This is a genomic window from Alteromonas sp. AWM4_230 (assembly GCF_056158305.1).
The window spans coordinates 2326104-2346183 of record NZ_JBSWTB010000001.1; the positions used below are offsets into that span (position 1 = coordinate 2326104).

Annotated in this window: 16 protein-coding genes and 1 pseudogene; 8 read left to right on the forward strand and 9 right to left on the reverse strand. The window is 42.5% G+C overall.

Annotation, left to right across the window (positions count from 1 at the left end):
* Positions 1–374: 374 nt before the first annotated feature.
* Positions 375–2231: an alkaline phosphatase PhoX gene (locus tag ACXACS_RS09895; protein ID WP_474806186.1), complete on the forward strand. Its 1857-nt coding sequence runs from the start codon at positions 375–377 to the stop codon at positions 2229–2231.
* Positions 2232–2295: 64 nt separating this feature from the next.
* Complete coding sequence (locus ACXACS_RS09900) at positions 2296–4038, forward strand: hypothetical protein (RefSeq protein ID WP_474806188.1); 1743 nt, start codon at positions 2296–2298, stop codon at positions 4036–4038.
* Between the two features lie 34 nt (positions 4039–4072).
* Here the strand turns inward: ACXACS_RS09900 and ACXACS_RS09905 are convergent, their stop codons facing one another.
* The 5 genes from ACXACS_RS09905 to ACXACS_RS09925 all read right to left on the reverse strand — a co-directional run bounded on the left by ACXACS_RS09905 (position 4073) and on the right by ACXACS_RS09925 (position 8847).
* Positions 4073–4666: a DUF1989 domain-containing protein gene (locus ACXACS_RS09905; RefSeq protein WP_474806189.1), complete on the reverse strand. Its 594-nt coding sequence runs from the start codon at positions 4664–4666 to the stop codon at positions 4073–4075.
* Positions 4667–4690: 24 nt separating this feature from the next.
* Positions 4691–5356 carry a guanitoxin biosynthesis heme-dependent pre-guanitoxin N-hydroxylase GntA gene (gene gntA / locus ACXACS_RS09910; RefSeq protein WP_474806191.1) on the reverse strand — a complete coding sequence of 222 codons (666 nt, stop codon included), beginning with the start codon at positions 5354–5356 and terminating at the stop codon, positions 4691–4693.
* Between the two features lie 47 nt (positions 5357–5403).
* Entirely contained in the window at positions 5404–6384 is a 981-nt protein-coding gene (locus ACXACS_RS09915; protein ID WP_474806193.1) for a glycosyltransferase family 2 protein, read from the reverse strand.
* 331 nt (positions 6385–6715) lie between these two features.
* Positions 6716–7408, reverse strand: coding sequence for a response regulator (locus ACXACS_RS09920; RefSeq protein ID WP_474806195.1), 693 nt, complete (start codon positions 7406–7408; stop codon positions 6716–6718).
* Complete coding sequence (locus ACXACS_RS09925; protein WP_474806197.1) at positions 7408–8847, reverse strand: ATP-binding protein; 1440 nt, start codon at positions 8845–8847, stop codon at positions 7408–7410. The genes ACXACS_RS09920 and ACXACS_RS09925 overlap by 1 nt, the downstream gene beginning before the upstream one ends.
* Positions 8848–9064: 217 nt before the next feature.
* On the opposite strand from ACXACS_RS09925, the gene ACXACS_RS09930 reads away from it, so the two are divergent.
* A complete protein-coding gene (locus ACXACS_RS09930; RefSeq protein ID WP_474806199.1) occupies positions 9065–9301 on the forward strand; it encodes a hypothetical protein in 237 nt (78 codons plus the stop codon).
* Between the two features lie 298 nt (positions 9302–9599).
* Positions 9600–10148, forward strand: coding sequence for a hypothetical protein (locus tag ACXACS_RS09935; protein ID WP_474806201.1), 549 nt, complete (start codon positions 9600–9602; stop codon positions 10146–10148).
* A 16-nt stretch (positions 10149–10164) separates the two neighbouring features.
* Here the strand turns inward: ACXACS_RS09935 and ACXACS_RS09940 are convergent, their stop codons facing one another.
* A complete protein-coding gene (locus tag ACXACS_RS09940) occupies positions 10165–11148 on the reverse strand; it encodes an endonuclease/exonuclease/phosphatase family protein (protein ID WP_474806203.1) in 984 nt (327 codons plus the stop codon).
* Positions 11149–11582: 434 nt separating this feature from the next.
* On the opposite strand from ACXACS_RS09940, the gene ACXACS_RS09945 reads away from it, so the two are divergent.
* A complete protein-coding gene (locus tag ACXACS_RS09945) occupies positions 11583–12182 on the forward strand; it encodes a BON domain-containing protein (RefSeq protein ID WP_474806205.1) in 600 nt (199 codons plus the stop codon).
* Between the two features lie 620 nt (positions 12183–12802).
* On the opposite strand, the pseudogene ACXACS_RS09950 reads toward ACXACS_RS09945, so the two are convergent.
* Positions 12803–13897 (reverse strand): annotated as a pseudogene (locus tag ACXACS_RS09950) (polysaccharide lyase family 7 protein); the annotation flags it as partial.
* 669 nt (positions 13898–14566) lie between these two features.
* Between ACXACS_RS09950 and ACXACS_RS09955 the strand changes: the two are divergent.
* The gene (locus ACXACS_RS09955) at positions 14567–14944 is read left to right on the forward strand and encodes a hypothetical protein (protein WP_474806206.1); all 378 of its coding nucleotides are present in this window, start codon (positions 14567–14569) and stop codon (positions 14942–14944) included.
* A gap of 130 nt (positions 14945–15074) precedes the next feature.
* On the opposite strand, the gene pyk is transcribed toward ACXACS_RS09955, so the two are convergent.
* Together pyk and ACXACS_RS09965 are read right to left on the reverse strand one after the other, a co-directional pair.
* The gene (gene pyk, locus ACXACS_RS09960) at positions 15075–16511 is read right to left on the reverse strand and encodes a pyruvate kinase (protein WP_474806208.1); all 1437 of its coding nucleotides are present in this window, start codon (positions 16509–16511) and stop codon (positions 15075–15077) included.
* 238 nt (positions 16512–16749) lie between these two features.
* The gene (locus ACXACS_RS09965; RefSeq protein ID WP_474806210.1) at positions 16750–17601 is read right to left on the reverse strand and encodes a MurR/RpiR family transcriptional regulator; all 852 of its coding nucleotides are present in this window, start codon (positions 17599–17601) and stop codon (positions 16750–16752) included.
* A 284-nt stretch (positions 17602–17885) separates the two neighbouring features.
* On the opposite strand from ACXACS_RS09965, the gene zwf reads away from it, so the two are divergent.
* Positions 17886–19379, forward strand: a complete 1494-nt coding sequence (gene zwf, locus ACXACS_RS09970) for a glucose-6-phosphate dehydrogenase (RefSeq protein WP_458730979.1) — start codon at positions 17886–17888, stop codon at positions 19377–19379.
* A 1-nt stretch (position 19380) separates the two neighbouring features.
* The gene (gene pgl / locus ACXACS_RS09975; protein WP_474806212.1) at positions 19381–20073 is read left to right on the forward strand and encodes a 6-phosphogluconolactonase; all 693 of its coding nucleotides are present in this window, start codon (positions 19381–19383) and stop codon (positions 20071–20073) included.
* The last annotated feature ends 7 nt before the right edge of the window (positions 20074–20080 follow it).

Below are 20080 nucleotides of genomic sequence, written 5' to 3' on the forward strand. Positions count from 1 at the left end.
CGTACATTTCTTTTTAATATCTTCCGTAACGTTCTTTAACTATCTCGACATTGATTTTTCAAGTATTGAGTCGAGTTAAACCTCTTAGATAGCCCCATGAAACAAATAATTCATAAACTGACTAAGTGGACCAGTCTTTCTTAATTGAACATTCAATAACCCTAAGCACTGCGCCGCCTTCGTGTACGTTTACTCTCCTTTCCCTTTTACTTTCAGGTTGTTGTGTCAAAAATCTTTCATGTTGGAGTCAATAACTTGTCACCCAAGTGTCATAAATCTTATCCACACTCTTTGTCCGCTAAGACCATTTAACGAGGTAAGCCATCTGCTCTCCTCATCTCTAATTATAAAACAAGTATAAGCAAGGAACCGTAATGAAAAGCGAAACTCTTCGTGGAATTAAGTATTCAGCGATTGCACTAGCAGTAACACTTGGCATGTCTGCCTGCTCACTAGAGGGTGATGATGGTGAAGACGGCGTTCAGGGTCCAGTGGGTGAACAGGGCCCAACAGGCGAACAAGGACCTGTGGGTGAGCAGGGCCCAGAAGGTACTACAGCAGGCACGCTTACTCGTATTGCGACTGTTCCTCTTGGCGCAGAAGTAACGGGTATTTTCCTCACTGATGAAGGCGACCTGTTTTTCAATGTACAGCATCCATCTGGTACGAATGCAGCAACGACAAGTGTTAACGACATGCCTATCAATACAGGTACTGTAGGTGTACTTGCAGGCGCTAACTTTAATAACTTGCCTGTTACTTTGCCAAATTCTCCAGTACCTAGCTCTGACGAAGAGAAAGAGCTGGTTGTTTCTGCTATCGGTCAGTATCAAGTGCTAGGTCAAACCGGTGATACCTTTGGTTCTGACCTACCAGAAGGTTTAGGCCACATCTACACACTCGATGGCGAAGAGCTAGTTCTTGAAAACGATATGCCTGATTTTAACGGCTTTATTTCAACTGCCGAAGGCGAAGGGTATCTTTTCTCTAACTGGGAAGAACTACCTGGCGGTATGAGCCGCATGAAAGTAGAAAAAGACGAATTTGGCATGTGGGAAGTAACAGAAGCTATGATGCTCGACTTCTCACCAGTGTGGGGTACGGCAGCAAACTGTTTCGGCTCAATGTCACCTTGGGGTACGCCGCTTACCTCTGAAGAATGGGTAGTGGATTCGGAAGTGGATACCACAACGTCACCTAACTGGAATAACCCAGAAGCAGTATCTACAGATGCACGCTTGGGTCGCATGTGGCAAATGACGGCACCTGATGCGCCAAACCCTTATAACTATGGTTATATTGCAGAAGTAACAGAGCCGTTGGCTGATGAGCCGGTAATTGTTAAGCACTTCACTATGGGTCGTTACGAGCACGAAAATTCAACAGTAATGCCTGATGGAAAAACCGTTTATCTTTCTCAAGATGACACCGGCGGCGTGCTATTTAAATTTGTTGCAGACACGGCAGAAGACTTATCTGCAGGTACGCTTTACGGCGCTAAACTAACTCAGGATGCAGGGCAAAATGACCCAGCAACTACAGGGTTTGCTGTTGAGTGGGTTGAGCTAGCTAGTGGTGACAATATGACTATTCGCGCTTGGATTGACGAGTACAACGGTATTGGTACCGACGATTACGTAGATGGCCAAAGTTCTTACATCACAATGGCAGACGTTCAAGCGTGGGCAGATGGTGATGCAACTTACCCAACGGTTGAAGAGGGCGGTTCAAGCGTTACAGCCGGTGAGCCAATGGATGACCGCGTTGCATTCCTAGAAAGTCGTGCGGCTGCTCGTCTTAAAGGCGCAACGGCAGAGTGGAGAAAGCTAGAAGGTATCTCTATTAACCAGAAGCGTGCGCAAGAAGCTGTTGAGGGTGTTGATACGATTGAAGGTGAAGTTGTCGAAAATGCATACCTTTACATCGGCATTGCTGATATCGATAACACAATGATTGATGATGAAGGCGATATGCAGCTTTCTGCCCGCGTTAAAGATTGTGGTGGTGTTTATCGCGCCAAGCTCGAAGAAGGCTACAACATTTCTCGTATCGAACCTGTAGTGATGGGCGGTACGTACCGTTCAAGCCTCACAGGTGCTGAGCGTTGTGATGTTGAGCAGCTTTCTCAACCAGACAACGTTGTAGTTATGAACGACGGCCGTATTCTTATCGGTGAAGACGGTTTCCAAGAGAACAACACGCTGTGGATGTATGAACCAGCAGATAAGTAAGTTTTCTCTTTAATTTAAAATACGCCGGGTGTTTACACACCCGGCTTTTTCCGTTGTGACCATTATGAAAATACTAAAAATAACTTCAGGTGTAGGCATTCTGCTTTCACTACTTATCAGTGCAGGGTGTACTGAAAGCACAAATGCTGATTTAAACAATCAATCAAATACCGGCATGAGCACAAGTACTCACTCTGTGAATGGGAAAGGGCCTTCATCAGAGCAGACAAACGCCGGCAATGTGCACTCTTACCCTTATCAAGAAGGGGACGATATTCCTGCTCTGGCATATATCGAACACAATGAAGTATATAACCCAGAATCGGTGATCCCTCCCCAGTGCTATACCAAAACAGAAGGCGTAAATAACCCTTGTTACGCATGTCACCAAAGTTACGATTCGATAGAAAAGCGCCCTAACCAAATGGGTGATGGTACCTTGCAAGGTAACTATGAATTTTCCGATGTGGGGCTAACAAACAGCTGGAAGAATCTGTTTATTGACCGCACATCACTTATAGCGGGTATTGACGATGCCACAATAAAAAAATACGTAGAGCAAGATAACTACACCGCTTCACTTAAAAAACACGCAATGCCAGAGTACATGCGTATTGAAAACTTGAGCGCCGCTGACAAAGCCTTTGATGGCGACGGTTTTGCTAAAGATGGCAGCGGATGGGTGTCATATAACTACAAACCTTTCCCAAGTACTTTCTGGCCGACCAACGGGTCGACGGGCGATGCTATGATTCGCCTTCCAGAAAACTTTCAAACGCTAAATGGCGACTACAACAAAGCTATTTACACATTGAACCTAAGCCTAGTTGAAATGACGCTAAAGGAGCTTAATAAACTAAGCGTAGCGCCAGTAGATGAGACTGCCATTAAAGTAGACGTTAACCAAGACGGTGAGTTGTCGCCATCTGTAACTGAAATTGTTCGCACCTCACATTATGTGGGTGATGCGAGTGCTGTACCTCTGGCTCATATGCTTTACCCTGAAGGCACCGAGTTTTTGCATACCGTACGCTACATTGGCGTGGATGATAACGGGAATATTTATAATGCGCCGCGCATGAAAGAAGTGCGTTATATGAAAAAGCATATGTTTAGAAGCCGAGAAAGCCTAGCTTCTGCCTATTATGCTGAGGCAAAAGATAAACATTTTGAAAAGCTGCCTCAAACTCGCTACCTAGGCGAAAAGGGGATAGACAACGGCTTTGGTTGGACAATCAATGGCTTCATTGAAGATGAGCAGGGTGAACTGCGTGCGCAACACGATCAAGAGCTAGCGTTTTGTAACGGCTGTCATAAAACAGTAGGGTCAACCTTTGACCAGACATTTTCATTTGCCCGTAAAGTTCCTGGCGAGGCAGGGTGGGGGTATATTGATTTGCGTGCCATCGAAGATGTGCCAAATATCAATGAAGAAAAAGGCGAATTCCTTACCTACATGGAGCGTGTAGGCGGTGGCGACGAGTTTCGTCAAAACGGCGAAATGCTAGCAAAGTGGTTTGACGAAAAAGGTATGGTTAAAGCGGAAGAAGTGCAGCGCGCCAAATCAGTGTACGAAATCATCACGCCTTCGCCAGAACGCGCTTACGCGTTAAATAAGGCCTACTTAACCATAGTGAAAGAGCAAAGCTATTTGTTTGGTCGCGATGCTACGCTTACCGAGGCAACCAATGTCTTAAGTAATATTAATGCAGCGCAACCACCATTAAAGCCTGAACACCGGTTTAAGTGGGATATGCGGCTTAACTGGCAACAAGGCAAGCCGAGCGCTATCGCAGAAGCACAATAACGCTCGCTCCATTTGCTAAAATAATGCTCGCGAATTACAACGGGTTCGCGGGCATTATTTCAAATTGTACTGGTTTATATCGAAAGTTGTTAGATTCACCAGCAGAGCAAGCCGTTAACCCTACAATCATATCCATTTTAGCTTCAAATATCGTGTAATCGCCGGCTTTTGACTTCGGCGGCAAAACAGCGATTTTACCCGTACTGTCTACTTCAACATTCATAAATGTATTGAAGGTCGTGCATACATGATGCTCTGGAATATCAAACTCAGCAAAAGCGGCAACTAAGTTACCGTGACAACCAGGAACTGGCTCTTCATTGGGGTAGAAGTGTTTGAAGGTATCTACGCTACAAGGCGTTAGTAAAAAATCATGATCCTCTACCTTATCTTCGATAATTTCGAACATGATGTTGCTTTGATTTGAATATAGCAAACTACCTTCTTTGAATTTAAGGCTCTCGTTATAGTCCAAACTTCTGCCCGAGGAAATGAACTCATCCTTATCATGCTCGTTAAAGGCATAAAGGTCGGCCACTTGTTCCCCTTCAGGGTCAATGACTTTAAGGCGTTCACCTTTTTTGATAGTAAATGCAGTACCGCTTCTTGGCTGTATTGTTTGTCTCATACTGTGCCTTTTATATTTTAAGAGTTAATTTTCTACTTGTTTAAAGGGGCACTCCCAGCTTTCTGAGTGCTTTTTACCACTGTATTGATAAACTTCAGAACTTTCACCATGGTTAGCAAGCAATGGGTTTTTACTGCCGCAATAGGCGGCATCACGCTTCCTGATATGATCTCTAAATGCTTCAAACTTCTGTTGTTTACGAAGCAGTTCAAACTGTTCGTGTAAATTAAATACAATTGCGGGATGAGAAAAACGGCGGCTCTTTCTAGAGGCATTTGGGTGCAATCCAATTACGAAAAAGCCTTTCCCACCAAGGCTTAAACTGAATTGCGCACTATGCGGATCGCTTGATACTTTGCTATCCCAACTTTTTAAGCATGCGTCTACTTCATGAAGACGTTGAAGTTTTTCCCATAAAATCTTATCAAACTCAGTTTCGGTAATGGTATCGGGCTGTTCGAAGGTAACCACAAGTGAGGAGTACATATCACGGTTCAGCTTGAATGCTTCCACGAATTTGTGAATTGAAGCCAAGATATCAGGTTCATTACTTTCGCAGTAGATATCGTCAAATTGCAGAACGTGTATTTGCTTCTTAGTTAGCGCCGATTTAGCGCCTACACAGGGGAAGTCACCTTCCCCTACAAATGATAAAAAACGGTGTGTTAGATCGGGTTTAAGTAAAGACATTCCATATCTCCCTATTCAAACAGTGCCGCTCATTCCTTTTAAAGAAATTAAGCCGTGTTGCTTAAACGCTCTTGATTTTTAGCTGGCGAATGAAACGAAGTGAATTCGTATCCCGTAGAAGCCGGGGCAGCGCTTGAACCGCTCGTATCTATTTTGATTGAGTCATCTTCCTGCTCGGGCAACTGAATAATCTTCAATCCCTTTTCTTCATAGTTTGACTCGATGAAGCCTTTACCCGCGTAAGCTTTGAGTACTTCAGTGCAAGGGTAGAAGCCCCATTTAGCGTGAAAGCGCTGTGCATTATGTACAAAGTCTAATAAGTGATTGACTGGGCATTGATAATTAGGGCGCTGTGGAGCGAAAGTGCGGGTAGGCAACTGTTCCAATGAGTAGCCAAGTGCACGGCAGTTGGTGAAAAAGTCTTCGTCGTTTAGTCCGAAACCCGCGTAGCCTTCATCGAAGCCGCCGGTTTTCTGAAAGTCTGTCTTACGAATAAAAAACACTGTAGAACAAATACTATCGTCACTAAACTTTCCATGATTATTTTCCTGATCTCTTGAAGGTATTTCGTTGTTATCCTCTTTTGGTAACGTTTCGTCGTTACTTGCTAGATAACCTATTTGCTGTTCATTTTTTGAAATGTCTGAATACGGCTTGTTGCAGCGTTCGTTGGGTAAAAAGACGACCGAAGTAAACACCACTGTGTTGTCTTTCAACGCCAAAAGTCCATCTTTACAAAGGGTAGGTGATATAACCGCATCAACATTTAAGTAAACAAGGTTTTCATGCTTAGCCGCCAGCATTCCCTTATTTCGCGCTTTCGCAATTGGTAGTTCTTCTTGGGTAGTAAACTTGTGCACAATATCGAATTTTTCGCTTTGAATGAGGGACAAATCAGAAGGAGGTGCCATCCACACAATAACAAGTTCATCTGGCGTTGGTGAGCATTGCTCCAACTGCGAAATCAAATTGCAAAGCTTCTCGGTTCTATTTTTAACAATAGTTACTGCACTTACTGGTGAACGCATACTCAACCTCCTTTGCTAACCTTTCTAAAGCCATAGGCTTAAACGGTGTACCTTGTACGTTATACTTTCGTATAAAGCAAAGAGTGCTCCAAAGTTGCAAGTTGTTGAAGATACGTGGTTTTTTTGTTTTTATTTTCCAGTTCAGCAGTGGCAAGGCTTTAAAAGCGAGCAAGAGCTGCAAAGAAAGAGAAAAATTTACAAACCAAAAAAGTGGGCAGGTTTTTTAGTGAAGTAACTTTGAAAACAGGTTATTTTCACCATTCTTGAAGTGGGTGCCTAGTGTCCGTGCCCGCTATGTGCAAAGCTGAGTCAGATAAAAGATAAAGAAAAGCTAACTCAGTTTATAACCTATACCGTATACAGCCTGAAGCGGCGAGATTTCGTCATCCTGCATTAGCTTGTGGCGCAAGTTTTTCATGTGGCTATCAATAGTGCGATTGCTAACGATGCGACCGTCCACATAGCCTTTGTCCATAAGCTGTTCTCTGGAAAATACATGTCCTGGCTTTTCTATAAATGCTTTAAGCAATCTAAACTCAACTGGAGTGAGCTCTATGGTTTGGTTTCTTCGTTCACAGACATAAGCGTCTAAATCTAACGAAATATCTTTGAATACTAGTTGTCTCGAGCCTTCACCACTTATGTTATTAGTGGTTTGCGTTCTTCTTAAAATAACTTGTACCCGAGCTACAACCTCGCGTGGAGAAAAGGGCTTGCATATGTAATCGTCGGCTCCTGCATCTAACCCAATAAGCCTGTCTATTTCATCAATTCGAGCGGTTAGCATCAAAAGAGGCACATTTGAAAACTGCCTAATTTGTTTGCATAAGGTTAGTCCATCTACCGCAGGCAACATGCGATCGAGAATGACTGCGCTAAAGGTGTTTTCTCTCATTTCAGAAATAACCTGTTCACCGCTATGCAGTACTTTTGTGTTGAAACCCTCAAGAGTAAAGAAATCTACAAGTATTTGGGCAATTTTCTCTTCGTCTTCAACAATTAGGACAGGATATTGAGTAGACATTAGATAACATTTCCCCTAATCGGTAGCTCGATTGATATTTTAACGCCTCCAAGCTCAGAACTCGCAGCGTTTATCGTACCTTTGTGCGCTTTAATAATTGACTGACTTATCGATAAACCTAAGCCAGCGCCTTCAGTTCGCCGTTTTCGAGATGAATCCTCTCTATAGAGAGGGTCAAATACTTGCTTTTCATTGCCCGTGGTTATGCCAGGTGCACTGTCTTCTATGTCGATGGTGGCTTTATTTCCGGTTTCAACTAATGTGACCCGAACTTGGCCTGGAGGATCTGTGTATTCAACACTGTTGCTCAAAATATTCGAAAACACTTGGCGCAGCCGTTGAGCGTCCGCATGAACTTTTATATTGCTAGGAATATAAGTACTAACGGTAATGCTTTTGGCGTCTAAAGCTAGATTAAATTGTGCCAAACTATCATTTAATAAGCCGCCGATATCAACCATCTCGAAATCGAAGTGCATGCCTCCTATATCCGATAAAGACAACTGATATAAATCATTAACCAAGCGTGTTAAACGGCTAACCTCGTCTTGGAATGAAGCGAGTTGTACTTTATCGAACTGCCTGACACCTGCTTCAACTAATTCCATTTCACCAGCAAGTATTGATAGCGGCGTGCGCAATTCGTGAGAAATATCTGCCAACCATTGTTTTTGCGTAGCCTCATGTTTTTGTAAAGCCTCTGAAAGAGAGTTAATGTCTTTCATCAACACGCCAAACTCATCGCTGGGCGGCTGCCTAAATTTCACATCGTACTCGCGTCTAGCTAGTTGTTCGACAGCTTTTACTATCTTTTTAAATGGCGATAAAAGTTTAGGCACAATGATCACCGCAGTAATCAATGAAACCAGTAATGCTAATGCGCCTACAGCGATAAATGATGTGCGTTGCTGTCGCATAAAATCTTGCGCCATTGTAGAGCTTGGTGAAGGGGGGAGAGAGCTTTCCAACGCGCCAATCTTGCGACCTTCGCTAACAATAGAGACAGATACTTTAATATCTTGGTTAGTCGCAGCGTCGCTAGGCATACTGCCAGCTATAACGTTACTTTGTGAGTCAAGTAATGTAGTAGGAGGGCCTATGTGCTGTTGGTCCCGACTAGGTAGCTGATTGGCGCGCCTTTGTGGAGGATGCTGATTGATACCTCTATGTTCTTGGGCTCCAAACTTGCGCCCAGGCGGAGGGGGGCGATTACTTTGGCGAGAAAATGCATAGGGCGATATACCTTCCCAACTTCGCTCATTCAGTGCGTACTCTAACGCGAGCATTTCTCCAAGCTGACTGAGCCGCTCTTTTTCCTGAGCTATAATAAATTTGTTGAAACCTTGTTCAAAACTCCAACGGGCAGTAGCGAGCGCAAGCATTAAAGACATGCAAGAGAACGCGAGCAAAATGATAGTAAGTTTATGAGATAACTTCATATTTCGAGTATAGCGACCTAGGGGCCATCTCTACAATATCCACAGCCTGATTAACCCGCAAATCATGGGTTAATACTCATGTTCTGCACTATTTCTGCACATTTAAATTCTATGATTGGAACGATAGAGCCGGCGCCATTTGCGGTCACTGCATTTGGCACCGATTACAGTTGATTTTGTATATATTTTGGATACAGAAGTAAGGAGTAGTAGCAATATGAATAAGACGGCAATGTTAATTGGTCTACTTAGTTTGAGTACCGCCGGTTGCTTCGCGAAAGGCGATAGAGAACATCCAAGACAACCACCTCCAGAGGCTATAGAAGCTTGTGAAGGAAAAGCTGAAGGCGAAACCGTATCTTTTGAAACACCAAGAGGTGAAACCGTTGAGGGTACGTGCACGCTAAAAGATGAAACCCTTGTTGCGATGCCAGAGCGCCGCCCGCAAAGGTAATTTTAAATTCTTCATATAGCGCGGTGTTGTACGATGTTTGTTATGTCGTTTTTCACCGCGTATTTAGTACGTAATAGCTTTGCCCTCGATATAAATTTTGATATGCTTACCTAGTAGGTTAAGCATTACATTTCAATAGTTTGCATATTCCTACAATTATTACTTAACACGTTTCCTTTCGAGTAGAATTCGTCTTTTAAAATCGGTGTTTACTCATTCAGAGTGTAGGTAAATCTTCAGCCTTACTTGTAACGTATTAATTTCTGTATTTCGTATTTTTCTTTGGTGGACAAAGGCTGTGGAATCACAATCGTCTGTAATTATTCGAAACTATGACAAGCAATCTCTAAAATTGGTTGATGTTATTTCAGGCATCTCACCAAACGCTATGCGTAGAGTCTTCGGTGGTTGGATATTTTTTGCGGCTGTTGTTGGGGTTATTGTAAGTGTGGCCCCTGATTTAAGCGCGCAGTTTATTGGTTTAACACTTTTTGTGCTTGTTGCTTTTACACTTATCATGTTCGGGCAAAGTAGAATAACGGAAGGCTGGCCTGCTATCATTTGTGACAATGACTATATCGGTGTAGTACGCGACCCTGTAAAGCGAGAGTATATTTGTGTTCGCTCTGCTTTGGTTAAAGACGCTAAGCCTACGCTGATAAAACCCAATAAAAAAGCCATTGAGATTATGCTAGATAGCGAGCAACTTCTTGCAAAGGATAAAGAGCTTCTTAACCAAGCTGTTTGGCCAAGAGAGCATAGTTTAATTGGTTTGGCGCACTTCAAAAAGCGTGAAGAGGCTTGCGACAGCCTCATGTGGTGTGTAAAACATCGTGGGGCGCGTTAAACATCATTGAACCGCTTTATCCTTTGTCGGTCATTAACGCAAGTTCGGTATAAAGAGGGTAGTGATCAGATCCCACACCCTCTAACTTCTCAATGTTTACTAAACCAAAGTGTTTAGAGTGAAAAACGTGATCTAGCGGCCACTTCACTAATGGGTACTTTGCGTGGAACGTATTAAAAAAGCCTCGGCCTTCTCTAGGGTCTAATAGGCCGCTTATTTTCTTAAAGTTCCTGGTAGTAGGTGACCACGCGACGTCATTTAGATCGCCAGCGACTATGATTGGACCTTCTGTTTTAGCAATTTCCTCTCCGACAACGGTCAACTCGATATCCCTAGGTTTAGCATAGGTATTTTCCGTAGGGCTTGGCGGTTTTGGATGAAGAAAATACAGCAGCACATCTTGACCATGATGATTAATTTTTACCCTCATAGATGGCACATCGTCTTCTATCATAAAACGAAGTGTAGCCTCTTCAAATGGGATTTTGCTGTATAGATGCATGCCGTAAAGGTTTTCTAGAGGGCAGAATTTGCGGTAAGGATATTCTGACTCTATTTCGCTAATGCCCTTCTGCCACTTTTCATTAGATTCAAGAGTAACCAGAAAGTCGGGGTGTTTATTGCGCACATGCTCGATGAGCTTGCGAAAATCGTTGTTTGGCATATATACGTTACTGGAAAGCACGCTAAGTTTACGGTTCGTGTCCTCACTACCCACGCGTTGTACTTCACGCTTGTACAGGGGAGTGTAGGGGATTATCCAGACAACTTGGTAAATCAGGCTAACAATTAAGCCTACTACCAAAATTAGCGAAAGGCTATTTAATGGGGCGTAGTACGATGCTTTAAAAGCGTACCCAATAAGTAATAAAGAAATAATAGCTGCTATTTGAAGTCGTGGAAACTCCCATACTCTTACCAACCAGTGTGAAGAGGGTAAAAGGGGAGCCCAGCTTACAGCGATAAAAAAGACTGAAGCAGCAGTGAGTGCAGTATCCATGTCTAGATGGTCCTTGAGTAAAACTGACAAAACACATCTTACCTAAACCAAAAAAGTTAGTTGGCATGTCAAAGGCGATGTAGATGATGTGAAAACAATAGTTATAATTACGACGGTTTTCTAAAATAAGTTTAACCTTACCTTTCTATTGAGCGTCAGTATCTGTGCATGGTTCTATGGATCTTTTCAATGTTAATTCCACCGTGTTATTTCCACAGGGGCATTAAGTGGCAAATTATAAATAGAGCACTTTCCATAGGGCGTACGCTGTTTGCTTGTGTTAAGTAAAAAATTCTCGAAATAAGGCAAAGTTTGCAAATTCCAGAAGTCCGACATAATCGAAAATCAATAATTAATGTATATAAAACAATAGGATATTATGTTGGCAAGGTTTTAGCACCTGTAGTTGTGAGTTTCGACAAAGGAGAAATGTTATGAAACGTTCAATTATTTCTATGATTGTTGCTACAACATTAACTACAGCTGCTTATGCTGGTGATATGGACACAGACAATAAGTGGGAAAAAGGTGCTAAAGACGCATGGATTGACGGTAAAGCAGAAGCTACGCTGTTGTTCAATGGCAATCTAGATTCATTCGACATCAACACCGATGTGAAAGATGGCAATGTCGTTCTTACAGGCAAAGTTGAAAACTCTGTCGATAAAAAATTAGCTGAAGAGTTGGTAGCTAACATCGACGGTGTATCCTCTGTAGATAACAAGCTTACTGTTGTTAACGACAACGATATGCATAAAGAGATGTCTGACGACATGGAAGACACTGTAGATGAAGGCACAAGCGAATTAACTGACGCCAAAATTGCTACAGTAATTAAGACTCGCCTTCTCATGGACACAGATATTTCAGGCTTTGACATTGACGTTGACGTAGAAAATGGCGTGGTAACACTGACTGGCGAAGTCGATTCTGACGCTGAGCGTGACCTAGCAGTAGAAATTGCTAAAAATGCTTCTGATGTTAAAGACGTAGAGAGTGACCTACGTGTTGTTACTGAAACTGCAATGAACTAAAGTTTCTTCATCCGACATTATGAAAAAGGGGCATGCGCCCCTTTTTTCTTGCCTAACGAAAGTAAGGTAAAATGGTTAGCAAATCGACATAACTAATGTTTCCACTCTTCATCCAATAGGACAACTTCACCGTTTTCAGATTTAATTTCTTTTCGGGATTCAGTGCCATTTTCTTTCACAAGATAAAATTCATAAATCGTAATATCAGTTCCGTATTGTTTACTTTCAATGATACGCCTAACTTGGTCAGAGTTTTCCTGCTTATTGATAAGTGTTTTTACAGCGGAAGGTAAATCTTCCATAGTTAAATCCCGCTGTACTTCAACAATTTTCCACTGCTCTCCATCTTGCAGCATATCGAATTCTATTTCATTTCCGTTAGCGTCTTCACCTTCAACATCAAGATATACATGATCGTGTTTGTATTCTTTCTCAACTTCTTGTATCGCAAAATTAGGCGCAACGCTTTTTATTGCCGTTAACGCGGAAGTAGGAATAGCATCTATGGATATCGCTTCTTTTTTGTTTAGCGTAGCGCCAATCTTAACATTGTTGCTTTTCGCCACAGGTCTTTGCGCCCCAGGTTTTTGCGTAATTAGGTTCGCTTTGAAGGTTTCAGTAGGTTCGCTGCTTTCACCTACCGTTAAGTTGGAAAACGCAACCTGTACATAGTCACCATTTTTCCTATCTTCTTCCCAGTTTCCTGTACCCATACATGCAGCGTACCAAAAGCCGTCATCATCTTTAGTACTGCACTGGTTATAAGCGCCAGCTTTAAAATAATTCCAATCTAGCGTATAGCCGTAGGGGTGATCGTGTTGGTCCAACTCTCCATAAGCATTTACCCCATTGGCAAGATTAATAGCATAATTAACGGTTTTGTGTCCGTCTGATTTAAAGCTTAGGTACATCACGTCACCGTGAACGTTCACTTCATAACTAAAGCTCTCGTTAAGTTTAATACCTTCGCTACCCGGGTTTTCTGGGTCGGTCCATAAATTTCCCCAAACTGGATAAGCAATATCAGTACGGTTTTTATCATTCTTGGACAAGTTGCGCTCGTAAGTCCAGAATACAGAACCAGTTTCATGCTGTGGCCACTTTTTATAATAAATCTTGAGTGGTTCATTACCCCAACCAAATCCTTTGACCTTTTTCTTCCATTTACTGGCGTGTATTTGGCCTACTACCACTGAAAAAGCCGGCGCTTTGTCGGGATATTTAGCTCTGGTAGCGACGTGCTGCACTTTAAGCGTGGCATTTAATTTTCCGCCGACTTGCGCAAAGCGATCTGAAATAGGGTTGCTGGCAACAGTAAAGTTATTCTTTGGGGAGTGAGTTTTTATGCGTGTGTTAGAGCCGCGAAGCATGTGTCGAAGTTCGCTACGAGTATTAGATGAATTTTGAGTGGTTAGCGCTTTATTAGGCGCAGCAAATACCATATTGCCGTCATCGTCAACATAGAAAAAATCTTTGTGCTCAAAGCTCTGAATATCCTTTACGGATATTTCGTCAACTTTCCCATTGTTGTCTTTATCTGTAGGAATTGTAATTTTCCATTCGCTTAAATCAAACTTCTCAGATGGAAGTGCCTCAGCATTAGTAAGACCTGAAGCGAAGAGTAGTGGAAGGCACGTCAACAGGGGCTTTGTCCATGGGGAAACAGAGACGGTAAATAACGAAAAGGCAGTAGGGATTGTTTTTATTTTAGACATTTAAACCTCTTAGTAGACAATCGCTTACCAATACAACTCATACTTAAGTTAATATTATTGGTAAGTCCAGTTTTGGGTTGAAGTTTTGCTTTGTAATGCCAATTTATCATTCTTGTAAACCAATTGCAAAATGTTATCAAGTCGTTAACGTTAAAGAGGTCTGAAGGGAAGAGTGATTATATAACCTTCACTTTTATCGTTGATTTCGATGTTTTTTTATACTTATGTCTATGCGCGTTGCGATATTTAGCGCGAGAAATAAACTTTTTGGTAATACCAAATATGCATTAGACACTATATTCTTTATTTACTGTTTGTTTGAGCCTGTTTCACAAACTTAAGTTTAGAAACGCTTAAATTAAACCTGAAGGAAAGACACGGAAAATTTCTCTTAAAGTGTGTAGAAAGTTCTTTATATACATTTTGCAGTAGCAGTCTTGTTTCATATCTTCCTGATATTCAAAGAAATATATTGTGGTATAGAAGCTGCAATCTCAAATTATAAATTAAATTTAGCAAATTAATATTAGCGCGCTGTTTGGCATACGATAACTTTTCATCGCCGAAGAAGTCGTTAACCAAATAGAAGTAGTTAACCAAATAGAAGTCGTTAACCAAATAATTGCTATCCAAATTATGAGCAGTTCACAGTTGGTCAAGGAGTGAGGCATGAACATTTTAAAGTGGGTTTATTCAGCTATTGTTGTTTCAGTTGTCATAGCATTAATCGGCATGTTTGGGCAGGGTAAGCTTTCAGTTAGTCAAGCAACGGCCGATGACGCAGAACGCACTGTTCACGCCGATATTGTTAAGGTTGAACAGACCTTATCACTGGTAGAGTTTGATTTATCCAAAAAGGCGCATTTGCTTAGAAAAACACGCTTAGATTTTTATGTTAAGCAGGCAAAACAAGCCGATTTAAGAGGTTGGAAGTTTAAACGTGATGAGTTCGTTGAACGGGCTGAAAACATCATAAGCCACCATCTTACACAATATGCGAACGATATAACTCAAGAGACAGAGACCTACACTGCACAGGCAATCTAGCCTAAACAGTATTAACAAAAACGCCCCTTAAATCATAAAGGTGTAAGGGGCGTTTTTAGTTTCCAAACCCATTAAAATTTCAGGCAAAAAAAAGCGAAGCTTAAGCTTCGCTTTCAATATTCGTTTCAGGCTATTCAACTTCTACAATTTTCAAAGTGTTAGTTGCGCCTACTTTTTCCATTTCATCGCCATAAGTAAGGATGATGCTGTCACCGCTTTTCACTAAGCCTTTGTCTTTTAGCGAAGCAATAACATCGTACTTTAATTTGCCTGGTTCGCTGTTAGATGAGTCAAAGTAAACTGGCTTCACACCACGACACAACGCCATCGTATTAAGCGTGGATTCGTGACGAGACATGGCAATTATTGGTAGTGACGTAGTAATACGAGACATCAAGGTTGGCGTAGTTCCACTTTCTGTCAAACCGACAATCGCCTTAACGCTTGGCAGGTGGTTCGCTGCATACACAGCTGAAAGTGCAATTGATTCGCTCGTTGATGAAAACTTCTGATCCATGCGGTGCTTAGAAATTTTAACGCTTGGATGAGTTTCTGCACCTTCACAAACACGGGCCATTGCTGCAACCGTCTCGATAGGGAAGTTACCCGCAGCGGTTTCAGCTGAAAGCATAACCGCGTCCGTGCCGTCTAGTACAGCGTTTGCTACGTCCATAACTTCAGCACGTGTCGGCATTGGGCTATCAATCATCGACTCCATCATTTGAGTCGCTGTGATAACAACTTTGTTCAGTTGACGAGAGCGGGCAATTAACTTCTTCTGAACGCCAACAAGTTCTGCGTCGCCAATTTCTACACCCAAATCACCACGAGCTACCATTACAGCATCAGAGGCTACGATAATATCGTCCATGGCTTCATCAGAAGCTACAGTTTCAGCACGTTCAACCTTTGCACAAATTTTGGCGTAGCAGCCTGCTGCTTCAGCAAGTTCTCGCGCGTAGTTTAAATCTGCGCCGCTTCGTGGGAATGACACTGCAAGGTAATCGACACCGATTTTTGCTGCAGTTTTAATGTCTTCTTTGTCTTTGTCAGTAAGTGCATCTGCTGAAAGGCCACCGCCTTGACGATTAATGCCTTTGTTGTTTGAAAGTTTACCACCAACGGTGACTTCAGTAACAACTTTGCGTCCTTCAACACCTGTCACACGAAGCTGAATACGACCATCGTCCAGAAGAAGGATATCGCCAGCAGATACGTCGTCAGGAAGTGCTTTGTAATCAATGCCTACTTGGTTGATATCGCCTTCGTCACGACCTAACTCAGCGTCTAAGACGAATTTAGCACCGATATCTAGATGAACAGCACCCTCGGCGAAACGGGCAACACGAATTTTAGGGCCTTGAAGGTCACCTAATATAGCTACGTATTTGCCTAAGTTCTTTGCAGCCTGGCGAACGCGCTTAGCTCGCTCGATGTGGTCTTCAGCCTGCCCGTGTGAAAAGTTCATTCGCACTGTATTCGCACCTGCGGCTATTAGCGCCTGAATTTTCTCAAGTGAGTCTGTTGAAGGTCCTAGGGTGGCAAGAATTTTAGTTCTTCTGGTCATGTGATTCCGTCGCTGTTTCTAAGTTAGAAAAGACAAAGAGTGATAGGCGTTGGCTATTATATGAACGCCTGTAATCGCTTTACGTAATTTTATTACAGAATAATAGTTGAATTTGACAATAATGTGAATGAAATAAACAAAAACGCCCAACTGGCTCGACCAGTTAGGCGCTCTTCTGGTTTCATCAGTCGCTAATTGCTACGGCAATAAAGGCGACTATGATCAGAGTAGTGGTGATTTAATCGCCACGTTTTTCGTATCGTGAACCACGCAATGTGTCTTTTACGCGCTTAAGGTTTTCTCTGAACTTATTACCGCGGCGCAATGTAAACCCTGTTGCCAACACGTCAATAAGGGTCAATTGCGCTATACGTGAAGCCATCGGCATATACATGTCGGTATCTTCTGGCACTTCCAATGACAACACATAGGTACACTCTTGAGCGAGAGGGCTTTCTGCCGATGTAATACCAACAACTGTTGCATCGTTCATTCGAGCGATTTGAGCGATTTCAACTAAGCTTTTAGTACGACCAGTATGGCTTATCAAAACCACGACATCACCGGCCGAACAATTCATACAGCTCATGCGCTGCATTAGGATATCTTCAAAGTACACAACAGGCACGTTGAATCGGAAAAACTTGTTAAGTGCATCGTGAGCCACAGATGCCGACGCACCTAAACCGAAAAATGAAATTTTCTGAGCCTGGGTGAGTAGATCAACTACGCGATTTACCACATTGACGTTAACCGACTGACGGGCAACTTCAAGCGATGCCATAGTAGACTCAAATATCTTGTTCGTATATTCGTCAGGGCTGTCATTTTCATCGACGTGACGATTAACATATGGCGTGCCGTTAGCTAAGCTTTGCGCCAAATGAAGTTTAAAATCTGGAAAGCCCTTCGTATCCAGTCTTCGACAGAATCGGTTAACAGTGGGCTCACTAACATCCGACATTTTAGCGAGGGTTGCTATACTCGAATGAATAGCTGTTTGTGGGTTAGCTAAAATAACTTCAGCTACCTTTTTTTCAGATTTACTGAATGCCGCTTGGTTTTGTGTGATTTTTTCTAAAATGTTCATACAGATATAGCAATTGGTTAGCACAAATTATTGTAAGGTACATCTGTAATAGTACCCAATGTGACGTCTGTGACAAGAAAAATGTAATTTTTTGACAAAATTTGTTGTTTCAAACAGGTTAAATCAGGGTAAACTGAGGGAAATAGTAAAGATTCAGATCCTATAGTTGGTTCAAGTTGTAATTTTACTACATTTGGTGTTAACTATACGGTAAAAATAGTCGTTAGTGTTGTAAATAACTGTACAATACGCCGCGCACACATATATTTAAAAGGTCGACGAATATGGTATTGGATAATTCCTACGAGCCCTGTGATTTTGTACTTTTTGGTACGCTGGGAGATCTTTCACGACGCAAGTTATTGCCTTCTTTATATCAGTTAGAAAAAGCTAACTTGATGCACCCAGACACTACCATTGTTGGTGTGGCGCGTCAGGAAATGGAGCTTGAAGCGTATATCGAAGAAGTTCACGCTAACCTTATTAAGTTTGGTGAAAAGAACTTATGTGAAGAAACTTGGGAGCGCATGAAAGCACGTTTGCATTACGCATGCGTAGACATGAAAGATGTGGAAAGTTACTGCGTTTTAGACGACCACGTTGACCCAACTCGCACCATGGTGTGTTACTTAGCTACACCCCCTGCTATTTATGGCGACATTTGTCGCGGCCTGCATAGCTGCAAAATTATCGATTCAAGCGTTCGCGTAGTGCTTGAAAAGCCAATTGGTCATGATTTGGAATCGTCAAAAGTTATCAACGAACAAGTTGCTGAATACTTCGACGAAAAACAAATATATCGTATTGACCATTACCTAGGTAAAGAAACCGTTCTTAACTTAGTGTCGCTTCGTTTTGCCAACTCTATTTTTGCCACAAACTGGGATCACAACTGTATTGACCATGTTCAAATTTCAGTTGCTGAGTCAGTAGGTATTGAGGGGCGTTGGGGTTATTTCGACGATGCGGGACAAATGCGTGACATGGTACAAAACCACCTGTTACAAATTTTAAGCTTGGTCGCGATGGAACCGCCAACAACGTTAGATGCCGATAGCATTCGTGATGAAAAGCTTAAAGTGCTTAAAGCGCTTCGCCCTATCAACTCGTTTAATATCAACGAAAGCACGGTACGTGGTCAGTACACGTCTGGTTTTGTTAAAGGCGAGGAAGTACCTGGGTACCTTGAAGAAGAAGGTGCAAACACGCAGAGCAAAACCGAAACCTTTATTGCTATTAAAGCGGAAATTGATAACTGGCGTTGGGCCGGCGTGCCATTTTACCTGCGCACAGGTAAACGTATGCCAACTAAGGTGAGTGAAGTTGTTATTTACTTCAAGCGCCAGCCGCACAATTTATTTGGCGATAGCTTCAAAAACCTTCCGCCTAACAAGCTTGTAATACGTCTACAGCCTGATGAAGGTGTAGAAATCACTGTAATGAATAAAGTTCCAGGTTTAACTAGCTCAGGCTCGATGGATCTTCAAAAATCTAAGCTTAACCTAAGCTTCTCGGAAGCGTTTGCTGACGAGCGTATTCCTGATGCTTACGAAAAACTACTGCTTGAAGTGATGCTTGGTAACCAGGCGCTATTTGTTCGCCGAGACGAAATTGAACAAGCCTGGACATGGGTAGATTCAATTCTTGAAGCGTGGAAGCAATCAAGTGAGCCACCTGAGCCGTATCAGGCAGGTACGTGGGGCCCGGTAGATTCTATTGGTCTTTTAGCCCGCGAGAATCGCAGCTGGTACGAAAGCAAAACAGGGAAGAAAAAGTAATATGGCGTTAACAACTCTATCATTTGAAACACCTGACGCGCTTACCGATGCATTTGCACAAGATTTGGTAAGCATTCTTAAAACAGGTATTAAAACTCGTGGCCGCGCATCTCTTGTAGTTAGTGGTGGACGTACACCGCTAGCGCTTTTCAAGCAGTTAAGCGAGACCGACCTTGAGTGGGATAAGGTTGATATTACCCTTGCTGACGAACGCTGGGTTGAAGAGGCCCATGAAGCCAGCAATACTAGCCTAGTTAAAAATAATCTAATTCAAAATAAAGCCGCAGCAGCACGTTTTATCGAACTGAAAAGCGATGTTGACGATGCAAACGAAGGTGTAAATGCAGCCGAGTCTAATCTGGCTAGCATGTCACAGCCTTTTGACGCATTAATTCTTGGTATGGGGGAAGACGGGCACACTGCATCGCTTTTCCCTTGTTCTGAGCAAGTACTTGACGGCTTAGATATGAGCAGCGGCAGAACCTGCATTGCTGTTCAACCTACAACAGCACCTCATCAACGTATTTCATTAACGCTACCTGCGTTACTCAATAGCCGAAATATCTTTTTACACCTAACAGGTGAAAAGAAAAAGCAAGTGCTTTTAGACGCTATTGAAAATGCTACCGAAGCGCAAAAGCCCATCACTGCCGTTGTAAATAGAGCACCGGTGACTCTGATGTGGGCGCCATAGGAGACAA